This window comes from Pseudomonas sp. PGPR40 (genome assembly GCF_022014505.1).
Lineage (GTDB): Bacteria > Pseudomonadota > Gammaproteobacteria > Pseudomonadales > Pseudomonadaceae > Aquipseudomonas.
On sequence record NZ_JAKLSP010000055.1, the window covers coordinates 1 to 15,416 of the forward strand.

The window sequence follows — 15,416 nt, forward strand, 5'->3', positions numbered from 1 at the left end:
AACTTCATGCCACTGCAACCTTGTAATGCGAAGTCCGACTTGTCGGCTTCTCGATACTCTTCGTGGTGGGCAATGAGGCGGGGGGGCCTCTCTACAGACAAGGTCAGGAGCAAATCCTGCCTTCAGGGATCGGCCTCCCCCAGAAACGCACTTGCTGTTGTATGACTCCTTGAGCGTAACCTCTCTCGTTGGAGTCAGGGACAACATACAAGGAGCTGGCTTGCCAGCGAAGGCGTCCTTGCTTCCGCTAAAAAGCTTCGCCGGCAAGCCGGCGCCTACACGGGCTTGCGATAGCTGTTGATGATCGCCGAGAAGTCCTTACCCCCTTCCCCACGCTGGCTCATCGCCTGATACAACTGTTGCGCCAACGCGCCGAGCATTACCGGTTGGTGCGCCTGACGTGCCGCCTCAGTCGCCAGCCCCAGATCCTTGAGCATCAGTTCGGCACCGAAACCGCCGGTATAGCCGCGCGAGGCCGGCGCCGTTTCGACGATGCCCGGCCACGGGTTGTACATCTCCGAACTCCAGCAGCGTCCGGTGGAACTGTTGATAATCCCCGCCAGCACCGTCGTGTCGATTCCCAGCGCATCGCCCAAGGCCATGGCCTCGCTGACGCCGACCATGGAAATCGCCAGCAGCAGATTGTTGCAAATCTTGGCGATTTGCCCGGTGCCGACTTCGCCACAGTGGACGATGTTGCGGCCCATCTGCGCCAGCACCGGTTGCAGGGTCGCGAACAGTTCAGGGGTGGCGCCGACCATGAAGGTTAGCGTCCCGGCCGCAGCACCGCCGGTACCGCCAGAGACTGGCGCATCGGCCATGGCCACGCCTTGTTTGGCGGCCGCCGCAGCAACATCGCGCGCCGTCTGCGGATCGATGGTGCTGCAATCAACAGCGGGCACGCCCTTGGCAATCCCCGCCAGCACGCCATCTTCGCCCAGCCAGACGCTGCGCACATGCACAGCGGCTGGCAGCATGGTGATCACCAGCTCTGCATCTTGAGCCGCTTCACGTGCCGAAGCGCTGATGCTGCCGCCCAGTTGCTCGAGCTCTGCCAGCACAGTTTTGTTCAGATCGACCAGGCGCAGTGAATGGCCGGTCTTGATCAGGTTGCGCGCCATCGGCGCGCCCATGTTGCCGAGACCGATAAAAGCGATTTTCATGTCCGGCTCCTTAACGCAAGTGGATGGTGGTGTTCACACCGTCGTTGACGCTGTCATCGTCGAACCAGCGCGCGGTGACGGTCTTGGTTTGAGTGTAGAACTGCACCACTTGCTTGCCATAAGGACCGAGGTCGCCGAGCTTCGAACCACGGGAACCGGTGAAGCTGAAGAACGGCACCGGCACCGGAATCGGGATGTTGATGCCGACCTGGCCAACGTCGATTTCCGTCTGGAATTTACGCGCCGCCGCACCGCTCTGGGTGAACAACCCCGTGCCGTTGCCGAACGGGTTGGCGTTGACCAGAGCGATGGCCTCATCGAGTGTGTTGACTTCCAACACCACCAGCACCGGACCGAAGATTTCCTGGGTGTAGATCTGCATCTCGGGAGTCACGCCAGAGAACAGGGTCGGACCGACGAAGTTACCCTTCTCGTAGCCCGGAACGCTGATGTCGCGACCATCCAGTTCGAGCTTGGCGCCTTCCTTGATGCCGCTTTCGATCAGCTCGAGAATCCGTGCCTTGGCTCGCTTGGAAATCACCGGGCCAACGTCCGTGCCCGGCTCGCTGCCGGCATTGACTTTGAGTTTCTGCGCCAGCGCTTTCAGGTCAGGCAACCATTGTTTGGCTGCGCCCACCAGCACCACCACCGAGGTGGCCATGCAGCGTTGCCCGGCCGCACCGAAACCGGCGCCGACCAGGGCATTGAGGGCTTGCTCGCGGTTGGCATCGGGCAGCACAACGGCATGGTTCTTCGCGCCCATCATCGATTGCACGCGCTTGCCGTGTTTGCCGGCGAGGTCGTAGACGTGAGTGCCGACCGCAGTCGAACCGACGAACGAAACAGCCTTGATGTCCTTGTGGGTGCAAAGCGCATCCACCACATCCTTGCCACCGTGAACGACGTTGAGCACACCCGGCGGAATGCCAGCCTCGATGGCCAGTTCCACCAGCAGCATGGTCGACATCGGATCCTGTTCGGACGGCTTGAGCACGAAGGTGTTGCCACAGGCAATGGCCATCGGGAACATCCACAGCGGAATCATCGCCGGGAAGTTGAACGGGGTAATGCCGGCACAGACGCCGATTGGCTGACGCAGGGTGTAAGTGTCGACGCCGCCAGCGACGTTCTCGGCGAACTCGCCCATTTGCAGGCTGCCAATGGAGCAGGCATGTTCGACCACTTCCAGGCCGCGGAAGATATCGCCTTCAGCGTCGGCAATGGTTTTGCCCTGCTCATTGCTGAGCACCACGGCAATACGCTTGGAATGTTCGCGAATCAGCGCCTGAAGCTTGAGCATGATGCGCATCCGCGCGCCGATCGGCGTCAGCTTCCAGGTCTGGAAGGCGCGATGGGCGGCGCTGATGGCGGCATCCACTTCGGCGGTTGTGGCGAATGGGACTTTGGCCAACACTTGTTGGGTCGCCGGGTTGACGATGTCGTGCCATTCGGTGGTCTGGGATTCGACCCACTCGCCATCGATCAACAATTTGACCTTTTGCACGGTGGTTTCTAACGATGCGTTCATATTGGTCTCCGGACGTTGTTCTTATTTAGAGAGCTATCTTTGGAGCCAAGGCGAGAAAGTCGCCTTGAGATGAGGCGTGTGTCGCGAATTGGTTATCGGACTGTTTTTGGAGTATAGATGTGCAAACTTCTAATAAGAACGCACATAAAAGCCGGTCCATCATGCAAAAAAACATCACGTCTTTAGGCTCGTTGAACTGGGATGACCTCAAGTTTTTCCTCGAGGTTGCCCGCACCCGCAAGGCCAGCACCGCGGCCAAGCGCCTGGCGGTGGACTACACCACCGTGTCGCGACGCATCAGTTCGCTGGAAGCCTCGTTGGGCACGTTGCTGTTCGAAAAGTCCCGGACCAGCGGTTTCGTCCTGACTGCCGAAGGCCAGCGGCTGTTGGGTTACGCCGAGTCGATCGAAAGCACTCTGCACATGGCCTGCGAACAGGTTTCGGGCTCAGGCGTGGCGTTGTCCGGGCATGTGCGCATGGGCTGCACCGAAGGGTTCGGCAGCTTTTTCATCACCCCGCAGCTGAGCCATTTCGTCGACGCCTACCCGGCGATCTCGGTGGACATCCTGCCGCTGCCGCACTTCATCAGCCTGTCCAAGCGCGAAGCAGACATTGTCATCGCGCTGGAACGGCCAGAACACGGCCCGTATGTCTGCTGCAAACTCTGCGACTACCGATTGCAGCTGTATGCGACCCAGGACTACCTGGACAAGCACCCACCGATACGCCGCCCGGCAGACTTGGGCAAGCATCAATTCATCAGTTATGTGGACGATCTGGCGTTCAGCTCGGAGCTGCTGTACCTGGCGAATGTGTTGCCCGGCGCCAGCGCCAATTTGCGCAGCACCAGTGTGATCGCGCAATTCGTGGCGGCGCAGCAAGGACGATCACTGGCGATTCTGCCGTGCTTCCTGGCGGCTCAGGACCCACGATTGCTGCCAGTGTTGCCGCAAGAGATCACCATTACCCGGCAGTTCTGGATGTACTGCCGCGAAGACCTGCGCAAGCTCAAGCGGATCACGTTGCTGTGGGATTACATCCGTTCCGTCACCGAGCAGAATCAAGGGCTGTTGATGGGGGAAAGTCGGGAGATGTTGTTCGCCGATTAATCCGCGCTCACCACGATCGACACCCGACGGCTCTCGGTGCGTCCGACCAACCTTGCTGCTTGAGCTCGGCGATCTGCGCCGGCGTCAGGCCTGGTTGCGGTGCCATCTGGCAACCGGCAATGCCAGCAAGGCCAGGAACAGGGTGATCGTGAACAGTCGTAGAGAATGCTGATTGAGGGTGAACACAGAAACTAGCTCCTGGGTTGAACATGGGCGACAGGGAGCTCCGACCCTGCCGTTTGCTGCGCGCCTCGGGAAAGGCGTTTGGCCTGGTACATTGCGGCGTCGGCAGCATCGAGCAACTCACCCGGTGTGACCCCATGATCGGGGTACACGGCGATGCCGATACTGAGTGAAGTCAACACCTGGGTACTGCCCGGCAATTGGATGGGTATTTCCATGCTGGCGATGATTTTGTCGGCAATCCGTTCAGCGTCTTCGGTCATGTGCAGCGGTGTGAGCAGGATTGCAAACTCGTCGCCGCCCAGACGCGCGACCAGGTCCTCTTCACGCAGTTGTGCGCGAACCCGGGTTGCCACGGCGATCAACACCGCATCACCAGCGGCGTGGCCGAAGTTATCGTTGATCTCCTTGAATCGGTCACTGTCGAGAAACAGCACGGCCACTCGCTCGTCCAACTTGCTGGCGTTGCGCAAGGCACGCATCAGGCGGCCTTCGAAAAATGCTCGATTTGGCAGTCCGGTCAGGCTGTCATGGCTGGCTTGATGGGCCAGGGTTTCGTTTTCGCTTTGCAGGTGCGTCTGCCAGGATTCGAGTTCATCGAGCAAGGCATTGAAGTCATTGCCCAGGTTGTCGAGTTCGGCCATGTCGGCGGGTGGCACGCGCTGGTCGAAGGCCCGCTCGCTGCGGGCGGCGTGAGCCACAGCAGCCAGGCTGCGCAACGGGCCGATGATCCCCCGCAGTTGCCGGCGCGCCAGATAGAGCGCAACCCAGGCACTGATGGCCGTACACAAGACGATCCCCATCAGACCGCTAAGCAAAAAGCGCATCAGGCTGCCGCCGTGACCGGTGAGCAAGATACTGCCTATTTCCTGACCTTGATGGACGATCGGCATGCTGATGGGCTTTTCCAGAATCACCCGGGCGATCTGCATTTCAAGATCGGAGAGCAACCCAGTCTCCGGTCGTTGCCAACGAGCAAGTAACTCGCCTTGCTCGTCCATCACCTGTGCATCGGCCACTTCTTCAGTGGATGCGATCAACGCCAGCGCTTCGGTGGCGGCAGCCTTATCGTTGAACACCACCGCGGCTTCCACGGTGTAATTGATTGAACGGGTGATCAGATGCAGGTTGTGATCGGCATAAACCCGCAAGGCCAGAACACCCAACAGGGTCAACGAGACACTGGCCATGGCCACGCCCACCAGGGCGACGATCAAATGTCCACGGCCGATAACCGACCCCAGGGTCGGGCGGATACGATGTTTGAATAGACTCATGGTGCCGCCGGTTGGCGGCGCGACAGTTGCAGCACACTGGGATGAATGCGCACACCGCTGCGGGCGACTGAGTCGAGATTGACCTCGAAGGACACTTGTTCATCGCCGACCCGCAGGCAGAACAGACTGCCGACGGTGCACTGATCGCCACCTTCGCTGATGCTCACCACCGGACGCCCGGTCAGCGAGGCGAATAGCCGACTACGCTCGTCGCTGGTCAGCTTGCCGATGTACACCGCATCGCATTCACCGGCAATTGCCGGGTTGTCGACCAATAGCCGTCGTACGGTGATAGGCCGACCAGTGGCTTGGGTGGTGCCCTTGACCAGGTCGTCGGTGTACTCGGTGGGGCCAACCACGCACAGTCGCAACTGGTGAGGCTCAACAGGCCACCGGGTATAACTGAGGATCCCGAGCACTACCTGAGTGACCGATCTGGCGCGCTGGTCGGCCTTGCTCACGTCTGTTTCCGGCTGAGCGAAGGCAACACCCGTCGACAAACAGAGAAGGCCGGCAAGCAGCACTTGCTTACAGCGAACCATGCGCTCTGTCGCCCAGACAGCCACCTTCATGCAGGGATTCTCTTCGATCGCAACGAAATGATGCCGCAACGATAGCACAGCACCGAAACACCAGCGAGGCCACGCCCCCGGCACATCGGACAGATTCCGTCGTCTGGCGCCGGCCGCTTAGTGGCCCGGCTCGATACCCTCTTCCAGCTCCAGCATCAACCCGCTCAAGCGCTTGACCTTGCGCCGTACAGACTCTTCGAATATACCGGCGCGAGGCTCAATCAGGGTGAACCAGTGTTTGGCCCGGGTTATTCCGGTATAGATCAGTTCTTTGGTGAGTACAGGGTTCAGGGCGTCCGGCAGAATCAACGCCGTATGGGCAAATTCCGAGCCTTGGGATTTGTGTACGGTCATGGCGTATACGGTGTCGACATCGTTGAGTCGACTTGGCAGGACAAAGCGCACACCGCCCTGTCCATCGTTGCGCGGGAAGGCCACACGCAACACTTGCCGCCCTGCATCGGGCCCCTCACGTTCCGGCAGCTTGAGCGCAATGCCAATATCGCCGTTCATCAAACCCAGGCCATAGTCGTTGCGGGTCATCAACACAGGCCGACCTTCATACCACTGGTGGTCGCTGTCGATCAGCCGAGCCTTGAGCAGCGCCTCGGTCACTCGCTGATTCAAGCCTTCCACACCCCAAGGCCCTTTGCGTACCGCGCACAACAGCTGGAAGGTGTCGAAGGCTTGCAGCACCACACGCGCCCAATGGGTCCAGCGTGGATCATCGAGTGGGCAGTCGAGCGGTGGCCGCTGACTGCGCAAAAGACTCAGGTAATGCCGATAACCTTTCGGCCTCTCACCCTGGCCTTCGAGCAGCAAGCGCTCCAGCGCCCGATCCTGCTCCCCCTTGAGAGGCAGGGAAAATACATCGTCATGGCTTCCAGCCGCCAATAACTTGCGGGCGTCCTCGGGTTGCTGCCGGTTGACCCAACGGGCCAACTGGCCAATGCCGCTGCCCTCACCAAAGCGCCGTGAGTGACGCAGCATCACGACTTGCTGAGCCAGGGGATGCGCTCCGTTGATGTCTTCGTGCAAATCGCTCGCATCCAGATTTTCACCGCTGACCGCCTCCAGCCACTGGCGGGTCTGCGGGCTGTACCAACCGGCCTCGGCATCGCGGCACAGATCACCCAGGACGGCACCGGCCTCTACCGACGCCAGTTGATCCTTGTCACCGAGCAGCACCAGACGCGCATGGGCCGGCAATGCGTCGAGCAGATTGGCCATCATTTCCAGGTCGATCATCGAGGCTTCGTCCACCACCAATACATCCAGTGGCAAGCGATTGCCGGCGTGGTGCCGAAAATGCCGCGTGCCGGGACGACTGCCGAGCAAACGGTGCACGGTGGTCACATCCGATGGGATCTTCTCGCGCACTGGTTCCGCAACTTCCAGGGTTTGAACCTGCTGGCTGATGGACTCGGTCAATCGTGCGGCGGCTTTGCCGGTGGGGGCCGCGAGACGGATGCGTAGCGGTTTGCCGGCTTCCACCGCGGGTGCCTGGAGCAATGCCAGCAATCGCACGACCGTGGTGGTTTTACCGGTGCCCGGGCCGCCGGTGACGATGCTGAATGCGCTACGGGTAGCCAGGGCACAGGCGAGTTTTTGCCAGTCGATCACTTCATCAGGTCTGGCTGGACCGAACAGGCCCGTCAGGCGCTGGGGCAAATCAGTCGGCGTTGTTTCGTGTGCAGCCAGGCGCTGACGCAGGGCGTTATCAATCCGCCGCTCGTAAGCCCAGTAGCGACGCAAGTACAGGCGTTTACCCGATAGCACCAACGGCCGGTGCTGCGCGGCTTCACGCTCGTCCACGGCCAGAGCCACCAGACGGCTGGACGCCAGGACCTTGCACCAATGAGCACCGTCCAGCGCCTCCAGCAATTGCGACGGCAGCAACATCGCGCCACTTTGCAGATCACCTTCCGGCGGCAGCGACAGAGCGAAGTCCGGCTCTTTCAGCGTTTCGAACAGATCCAGACAGACATGGCCGTGGCCCAGTTGATGACTGGTTAAAGCAGCAGCCAGCAGCACCAACGGGTCATCGTCGGGGGCGAGTTCGTGGAGAAAGGCCACGAAGGCTTTGTCCAGCGCCCGCAGCCAACCACGTTCGACCCAGCGCGTGAGCAGCAGCAACAAGTCATCTGCGCGATTCAAGGGGGCCAGGTCCGCCAGACTTTCGGCCGCCAATGGCGTGGGCAGCAAATCGGCGAAGGTGCGACTCATAGCAGTACTCCCTGTTCCCAGGCGGGTTCGGCCTTGGGCTCTGGCTTGCCCTGGAACAACCGGTCCAGACGCTCGATCAGCTCCCGGGGCGGACGGGCGAAATACACGCCCTGGCTGGCCGCGCGAGTACCGCGAAGGAACAGGTACAACGCCCCACCAACATGCCGGTCGTAATCGTAATCGACCAGCCGCGCCTTGAGCTGGCGATGCAGGGCGAGCAGGTACAACACATATTGCAGGTCGTAACGGTTATCGAGAATCGACTGCTCCATGGCCTGCTCGGTATAGGCCGCATCATCGATGCCCAGCCAGTTGGATTTGTAGTCAGCGACGTAATAACGACCGTCGTGCTCGAACGTCAGGTCGATGAAGCCTTTGAACATGCCATTGAGCAGCACCGCTTCGGCGGCCACCCTGGCCACGCCGTTGTGGGTGTATTGGCGCACGAGTTCATCGAGTTTGAGCACATCGACTTTGTGACTGGCGAACCAGAACTCCATCTCGACCCGATATTGGGTCAACTGCTCGAACACCACCGGTGGCTGCCCGCCGCCGATGTGCAGCGGGGATTTGAGCAAGTGCTGTAGCCAATCACTCAACGTCGTGATCCAGCCTTCCCAACCACGGCGATTGCAGCGGCGGGCGATGGCGTCCTCCACAGACTGCGGTGCAGCGGTAAAACCTTCGTCACCGGCCCACTCAAGCAATCCATGGAGAAAAGTGCCGGGGTTCGGCCCGCGAGGGAATCGATGGATATCAGCCCCGCCAGCAATCACTTCTCGCGGCGCTTGCGGATCGAGACGTTCGTCGTCAAAAAGCTTTTGTGCTTGCGGGCTCTCTGGAGCTTCGTCACTTCCCACGCTCAGACTGTCGCCAATGCGCAAGGCGCTGTAGGAGGCGATCCACCAGTTTTCGCTGGCCTTGCGCTTGGGTATCAGCGGCGCAAGCAAGGTCGCTTCATTGCGCGGCGGATGGTAATGCTCGGCGCTCACTTCAGGCATTTCGCCGTAGTTCAGCGCCGGGCAGTCCTGCTGCAGATCTTCCAGCCAACGCCGCAACCCTGCCGACTCGGCCAATGGCGCACCACCGCCCAACAGATAACCCAACGCCGAAAGGTGCAGAACCGAGCCGTTGTTATTGCCGCGCTTGAGGTCAGTCACACCGACCCAGCAAGCATGTTGCGCCCGGGTCAGGGCGACATAAAGCAGCCGAAGATCCTCGGCCAAGCGCTCATCATCGGCTTGTGCGACCAACTCCGGCGTCGGCTTCAAGCTCACTTGAGCCTTGCCCGTCGCGTCGTGGTAATACAACGGCAAACGGCTGCCATCCACCGGTTTTGCCGAGCAAATGAACGGCAGAAACACCAACGGATATTCGAGCCCTTTGGATTTGTGGATGGTCACAACCTTGACCAGTTGCTCGTCGCTTTCCAGGCGCAGGATCTGTTCTTCGCCAGCCTGACCGGACAATGCCAGATGCTCGGACAAATGACGGATCAAGGCTTGCTCGCCATCGAGTTCGGCGGAGGCCTGCTGCAGCAGCTCGGACAGGTGCAGCAGGTTGGTCAGCACCCGCTCACCATCGTTGCGCGCGATCAACGCCTGGGGCAGTCGGAAGTCGTGCAGCAAATGTCGCAGCATTGGCAGCACGCCCTGCTTGCGCCAGAGCTCGCGATAACCACGGAACTGCATGACCCGCGCTTCCCAAGCCAGTTCATCCTGATTCAGCCGTTCCAGCTCAGCCAGCGAAAGGTTCAGCGTGATGCAGGCCAGCGCGGCACGGAGGGGGCGCTCGACATCCGGCTCGGCACACGCCTTGAGCCAGGTCAGCAGGTCATGGGCTTCCTGCGCGGCGAACACGGAATCCTTGTCTGACAGGTAAACGCTGCGCACACCACGGGCCGAAAGCTCGCCACGCACGGCCTGGGCCTCGTTGCCGTCGCGCACCAGAATTGCGATATCCGATGGCAGCAGACCTTTGAAGTCCTTACCGTCCTGGATGAAGCCCGCACGGTCTTGCTGACCGCCATTGAGTAGCGCCGTGATTTCACTGGCGCAGGCGGCGGCCAGTTGTTGTCGATACACCGCGCCAGACAGTGGCTGATCGGCGGCCAGGTGCCAGATGTTCAGGGCCGGTACAACCTGACCATCAATGCGCAGGACTTCTTTGCGCCCTTGGGATTCGACGGGCAGAAACGGTACAGGGTTCTCGCCATTTTTCTCACGAAACAGGAATGCTCCGCGCCCCTGCTCACGAGATTCGGCGCGCTCGAACACATGGTTTACCGCACTGACCATGCCATGACTGGAACGGAAGTTGGTACCCAGGGTATGCAGGCGGCCAGTGGTGGCTTGGCGGGCGCGCAAGTAGGTATAGATGTCGGCACCGCGAAAGGCATAGATCGCCTGCTTCGGGTCGCCGATCAGAAACAGACCGGTTTCTGGATTGTTGTCTTCGATGCGATAAATGCTTTCGAAGATTCGATACTGCACCGGGTCGGTGTCCTGGAATTCATCGATCAAGGCGACCGGGAACTGCTCGCGGATCAGGGTCGCCAGGCGTTCACCGCCTTCGGACTGCAACGCCGCATCGAGGCGCAGCAACATGTCATCGAAGCCCATCTCCGCGCGGCGACGCTTCTCTTCCTCGAACCGTGCACCCACCCAATGCGCGGCGTGTTGCAGCACGGCGGCATCGGGGGTCGGCAAACCATCGAGACTGGCCTTGAGAGCGGACATCGCCTCCAGACCGGGATGACGGGGGGCTTCGCCCTTCCAGGCTTCAGCCATACCATCGGGAGTCAGGCGAGTGAAGCCGGTGCCAATGTCCAGCTGCTCGAGAGATTCATCTTCGGCCCAGGCCCGGAGCTTCTCGAACCAGGGTTCGAAGTAGCGTGCCTGCATCTTGCGACCATCGACGCTCTTGCTCGCGACGCCCTGGTGACAGATGGCAAGCAACTCATCCGCCCATTGGCGCCAGGGCATCTTGAGTTCGAGCAAAACGGCCCGTCGCTCCTGCAGGCACTCGGCAATCAACTCGGCAGGCTCTTTACCTGCAACGCTGTCACGCTCGCTGGCGAACAACCCACGCACTCGCGGCAGCAACGCTGCCGGGCCGCCCCAATTGCCACGAACCCAGCTCAACGCATCGCCTTGCATCGGGTAGCAAAACAGTCGCCAGTAGTCGCGCAGGACTTCGCCGAGCAAATCGCTGTGATCGGTTTCCAGGGTCTGGGTGAACAGGCTGCCACTGTCAAACGCATGTTCGCGCAGCATGCGCTGGCACCAACTGTGGATGGTCGATACTGCAGCTTCATCCATCCACTGTGCGGCGATGTCCAGGCGGTTGGCACAGCCGGACCACTGTTCGGGAAGGTACTGCTCGCGCAATTCGGCAATGAGGCCATCCGGTGCGGGTGTCTCATCGCGGAAAAACCGTGCGGCTTCAGCCAGCCGTGTGCGAATACGTTCGCGCAGCTCTTTGGTCGCGGCATCGGTGAAGGTCACCACGAGGATTTGCGGCGGCAGCAATTCACGGCCAAAACCACTCGACTCGCCGCCGTGGCCAAGGACCAGACGCAAGTACAGCGCAGAAATGGTGAAGGTCTTGCCGGTCCCGGCGCTGGCCTCAATCAGTTGGCTGCCACTCAGAGGGAATGCCAGGGCCAGCGGTGTTTTCGTGATCATGAGCGCGCCTCCTCGCTGGTCGATGAACGCCAGGAGGCCTCAAATAGCGGCCGATACAAAGCGTCGCACCAATCGGGGAAGGTCTCGTCGGCAATCAGAGCATCGTAGTCGGCGAATTGCCGAGCGAGTGCCGGGCTTTCGCGGCGCTCGCCGTCAGTGGTCTGGCCATCGCCTTCATAGGCCTTGCGGGCAGCGGCGTCAGCTTTGGCCGGGTCAGTTTGAGCGAGCCAGGCGAAGGCTGTTTTTACTGCAATCGGCAGCGGCTGGCGCATGCCTGTTTGCCAGGCCAACAACAGATCGCCCAGAACCCGGGATGCTGCGGCCTCCTCTATCGGACCGAGCAGCAAACTGTCGTCGCTGGCCACCAACGCCGTTGTCATCGGCATGCCGCTGGCACAGGCCACCAGGTGATTGACCCAAGGTCGCGTCAGGCGATGCCATTTGCGGGCCTTGATCGAACCGATGCTGTTGGGAATCGTAGTCACCGACAACAACCCGCCATCTGCGCGTTGATGCAGAGCACTGAGCCAACCCTCCAGACGCAATCCTTGTAGCTCCAGACTCACCGGCAACGCACTGGTGAGCGGGGTCGGCCATAACGCCAGAAGTTGCTGATAGCGCAGCAGCAGATCCGGCAGCGGCTCGATCAACTCTCGCTGAAGACATTCGCCAAAACCGGCCATGGGCAAGAGTCCGCTGTTTTGCAGGCGTTTCGCCTGCGCTTCCAGTACCTGATCGGTCTGGTCCAATTGCCCCAGCGCCGCGTCGAGCAAGCTGTCGCTGAGGCTATAGCGTTGCAGCGCGTCGAGTACAAATGGTTCTTCATCTGCCAAAGGCACTTCGGCAGCCTCGAAGAACACTTTGAGCCGCTGACTGAAGAAATGTCGTACAGGGTTGCGCAGAAAATCCTGCAGTTGACCCAGGCTCAGCGGTTCGTCCTGGACGTAGGGTTCAAGCACTTCGATATCAGTCGCCAGATCACTGGCTTGATGAAGCACCTGCCACTCGCTGGCGTAGCTGAATAGATCATCGCCCTCATGAAAGTAGCGATGGCTAAAAGGTTGCAGCGGGTGTTCCTGAGTCATGGACTCCAGCAGCTCATCATTGTCATCGTGCAGTCGCCAGCCGCTGCCGAGATGGTCACGCAACTGCCCTATCAACACCGAAGCAGGGCGCTCGCTGTTGTCCCGAATACTGCGGCCGACCCAGCTGATATAGAGTTGGTCACGTGCCGACAACAGAGCCTCCAGCAGCAGATAGCGATCATCCTCACGTCGGGAGCGATCGCCGGGGCGGTAGTCACTGCCCATCAGGTCGAAGTCCAGCGGCGGCTGCGCGCGAGGGTAATCGCCGTCATTCATGCCCAGCAGGCAGACCAGTTTGAATGGGATAGCTCGCATGGGCATCAAGGTACAGAAGTTAACGGCTCCGGCGAGGAAACGCTGAGACAGGCGGCCTTGGTCGAGACCCGCCAGCCAGGCTTCCCGGACTACGGTCAGCGGTAACTCGTCCCGCAAACCTACAGATTCGCAGGTTTCAAGCCAAGTCTCGCGCAGCTCTTCGAGTTGGGCCAACAAATAGTCGTCATGCTCGTTACTGGCCAGGAAGAACAATTGCATCAACGCTTGCAACCGCGAGCCCCATTGTTTGGGCGCTGCAGGTTGAGTGAGTTCCTGATGGGCAATTTCCAGCGCATCCAACAATGCCACCAAAGGACCTATGAGGGCGGCATCCAGACCACCAATCTCGTCGTAGGGCTCGATCCCCTCGCAGGCACTGGCGCTGCCTACGGCATAACCCAGCAGCATCCGTCGCAGACCGAAACGCCAACTGTTTTGCTCCAGTTCCTCAGGCAGGCCCAGACCCGCGCGCTGCTCGGCGTTCATCCCCCAGCGAATGCCTGCGCCTTCAATCCAGCGATGCAAGGTTGGCAGGTCACGCTCCTCTACGCCAAACCGAGCGCGTAATGCCGGAACGTCCAACAGGTCGAGGATTTCGCTGACGGGGAAGCGACTATCGGGCAGTTTGAGCAGATGCTCGACAGCGATCAATAGCGGATCCCGGCCGCGCTGGCCTTGATCCGCCAGCGTGAAAGGAATGAAGCGCGGATCAAAGCGATCAAGCTGACCAAAGACAGCACGGATGTGCGGGGCATAACTGTCGATGTCCGGGACCATCACGATTATGTCGCGAGGCCTCAGGTCTGGGTCAGCACTGAATCGTGCGAGCAATTGATCGTGGAGGATCTCCACTTCGCGTTGAGCGCTATGGGCGATGTGAAAACGGATAGATACGTCCTTTTTCAGATCGACAGCAGGCCAACGCTCGCGGGTCTCGTTCAGGGGACGCAATTCCAGGATGTCGTCCTGCAACTGATTGAGCATGTTCTGTGGCTGGTTTTCGCTGAAAAGGTCGATGCGCCCGTCACGAAACGCCGAGCGATAGCTACTCGGATCGTCGTAGCTGTCGAGCAGATTGATGTAGTCCCGCCCCTGCTTACCCCACGCGGCCAAAAGCGGGTGGGCGTGCTGATGGAGCGTTTGCGAGTCGAGCACAACCGGCATGCCGCTCTTGCGAGCCTGACGCTTGTACTGATGTCGCAATAGATCTTTATCGGCGACGATGTCCGCCCAATGGTGACGACATGGGTTGTGTACGCATAGCAAGACCTGGCTGAATCGAGCAAGCCCGGCAAGCGCTTCCAGGGCTTGAGCAGGCAGGGAAGAAATACCGAAAACGATCACCCGTGAAGGCAAACCACTGGGCGCTACTTCGAGGCTATTGATCCGCTCGATAAAGCGTTGGTGGACGCCTGCGCGGCTTTGCGCCATGCCTTGTTCACCAACATCCAGCAACAACGCTCGCCACAGCTCCGCCTGCCAGCAGTTGGCCGGGGTCAGGGCTTTGGCTTCGCCTCTACCATTTCGTAGCTGATGACGACCTTCTGCCCAGTCTTCGAGCCAGTCGGCACGGTAGACCTGATATTGGTCAAACAGGTCTGCCAGTCGCTCCGCCAATTGATAGCGTTTACGTAAGTCGGTGTCATTGGTAAGAAAGCGCTGCAGGGGTTCGAAGTGCGGTTGATTGATCAACTGTGGCAGCAGACGCATCAGACGCCAGGTCAGCGGGGCTTTATCGAGAAGGGATTTGACCGGGATTTCGTCACGTCCCAGCACCATACGATAGAGCTGCCACATGAAGCTGCCCGGTAACTGCACGTCGATGGCAGCGGCGATTCCGCAGCCACCCATGTCGTCCTCTTCAGGATCTTCGGCCAATGCCAGCTTCAGCCACTGGGCGATGCCGTTGCTCTGTACCAAGGCGATTTCATTTTCCAAGGGAGCCAGCGGGTAGCGCCGCATCCAGCTAACCACCAGGCTGCGTAACTCGTCCAGGCGGTTGCCATGAACCACCATAAAACCAGCACTGAGGGACATAGCGTCCGGCATAAAGGCTTCCTTGGGAAAATACAAAAGCTAGGGCCGAACCTTAGCACTGTCGGCAGACTGTGACAGCCGGGAGCGGTCCGATGATGCTGTACGAACTTTCCTGCGGACAAAACAAAACCCCTACCTGCAGATGCAGATAGGGGTTTCGGAATTTAATCTTGACGATGACCTACTCTCACATGGGGAAACCCCACACTACCATCGGCGATGCATCGTTTCACTG

Annotated in this window: 8 protein-coding genes and 1 pseudogene; 1 reads left to right on the forward strand and 8 read right to left on the reverse strand. The window is 60.1% G+C overall.

What is annotated here, in order from left to right; genetic code table 11:
• Positions 1–275: 275 nt before the first annotated feature.
• Together mmsB and MEB48_RS28520 are read right to left on the reverse strand one after the other, a co-directional pair.
• Complete coding sequence (mmsB, locus tag MEB48_RS28515) at positions 276–1,163, reverse strand: 3-hydroxyisobutyrate dehydrogenase (RefSeq protein ID WP_237887046.1); 888 nt, start codon at positions 1,161–1,163, stop codon at positions 276–278.
• A 10-nt stretch (positions 1,164–1,173) separates the two neighbouring features.
• Positions 1,174–2,691 carry a CoA-acylating methylmalonate-semialdehyde dehydrogenase gene (locus MEB48_RS28520; protein WP_237887047.1) on the reverse strand — a complete coding sequence of 506 codons (1,518 nt, stop codon included), beginning with the start codon at positions 2,689–2,691 and terminating at the stop codon, positions 1,174–1,176.
• Positions 2,692–2,852: 161 nt separating this feature from the next.
• Here MEB48_RS28520 and MEB48_RS28525 point away from each other — a divergent pair, with 161 nt between their 5' ends.
• On the forward strand, positions 2,853–3,800 hold the full coding sequence (locus MEB48_RS28525) for a LysR family transcriptional regulator (RefSeq protein WP_237887048.1): 948 nt from the start codon (positions 2,853–2,855) through the stop codon (positions 3,798–3,800).
• A 46-nt stretch (positions 3,801–3,846) separates the two neighbouring features.
• On the opposite strand, the pseudogene MEB48_RS29510 reads toward MEB48_RS28525, so the two are convergent.
• From MEB48_RS29510 to recC, 6 genes and pseudogenes are all read right to left on the reverse strand, one after another.
• Positions 3,847–3,986 (reverse strand): annotated as a pseudogene (locus MEB48_RS29510) (OmpA family protein); the annotation flags it as partial.
• Positions 3,987–3,991: 5 nt separating this feature from the next.
• On the reverse strand, positions 3,992–5,260 hold the full coding sequence (locus MEB48_RS28530) for a diguanylate cyclase domain-containing protein (RefSeq protein ID WP_237887049.1): 1,269 nt from the start codon (positions 5,258–5,260) through the stop codon (positions 3,992–3,994).
• Positions 5,257–5,832, reverse strand: a complete 576-nt coding sequence (locus MEB48_RS28535; RefSeq protein ID WP_237887050.1) for a YfiR family protein — start codon at positions 5,830–5,832, stop codon at positions 5,257–5,259. Before MEB48_RS28535 ends, MEB48_RS28530 begins: the two co-directional genes overlap by 4 nt.
• Before the next feature lie 117 nt (positions 5,833–5,949).
• On the reverse strand, positions 5,950–8,058 hold the full coding sequence (recD, locus tag MEB48_RS28540) for an exodeoxyribonuclease V subunit alpha (protein ID WP_237887051.1): 2,109 nt from the start codon (positions 8,056–8,058) through the stop codon (positions 5,950–5,952).
• Positions 8,055–11,744 (reverse strand): exodeoxyribonuclease V subunit beta, encoded by a 3,690-nt coding sequence (gene recB, locus MEB48_RS28545; protein WP_237887052.1) that lies wholly within the window; start codon positions 11,742–11,744, stop codon positions 8,055–8,057. Before recB ends, recD begins: the two co-directional genes overlap by 4 nt.
• Positions 11,741–15,193, reverse strand: coding sequence for an exodeoxyribonuclease V subunit gamma (gene recC, locus MEB48_RS28550; protein ID WP_237887053.1), 3,453 nt, complete (start codon positions 15,191–15,193; stop codon positions 11,741–11,743). The genes recB and recC overlap by 4 nt, the downstream gene beginning before the upstream one ends.
• Positions 15,194–15,416 lie beyond the last annotated feature (223 nt).

Bases quoted from the DNA above. Each gene is read 5' to 3' on its own strand.
- recC (WP_237887053.1), bottom strand. From the start codon at position 15,193: ATGCCGGACGCTATGTCCCTCAGTGCTGGTTTTATGGTGGTTCATGGC.
- MEB48_RS28525 (WP_237887048.1), top strand. From the start codon at position 2,853: ATGCAAAAAAACATCACGTCTTTAGGCTCGTTGAACTGGGATGACCTC.
- MEB48_RS28535 (WP_237887050.1), bottom strand. From the start codon at position 5,832: ATGAAGGTGGCTGTCTGGGCGACAGAGCGCATGGTTCGCTGTAAGCAA.
- mmsB (WP_237887046.1), bottom strand. From the start codon at position 1,163: ATGAAAATCGCTTTTATCGGTCTCGGCAACATGGGCGCGCCGATGGCG.
- MEB48_RS28520 (WP_237887047.1), bottom strand. From the start codon at position 2,691: ATGAACGCATCGTTAGAAACCACCGTGCAAAAGGTCAAATTGTTGATC.
- recB (WP_237887052.1), bottom strand. From the start codon at position 11,744: ATGATCACGAAAACACCGCTGGCCCTGGCATTCCCTCTGAGTGGCAGC.
- recD (WP_237887051.1), bottom strand. From the start codon at position 8,058: ATGAGTCGCACCTTCGCCGATTTGCTGCCCACGCCATTGGCGGCCGAA.
- MEB48_RS28530 (WP_237887049.1), bottom strand. From the start codon at position 5,260: ATGAGTCTATTCAAACATCGTATCCGCCCGACCCTGGGGTCGGTTATC.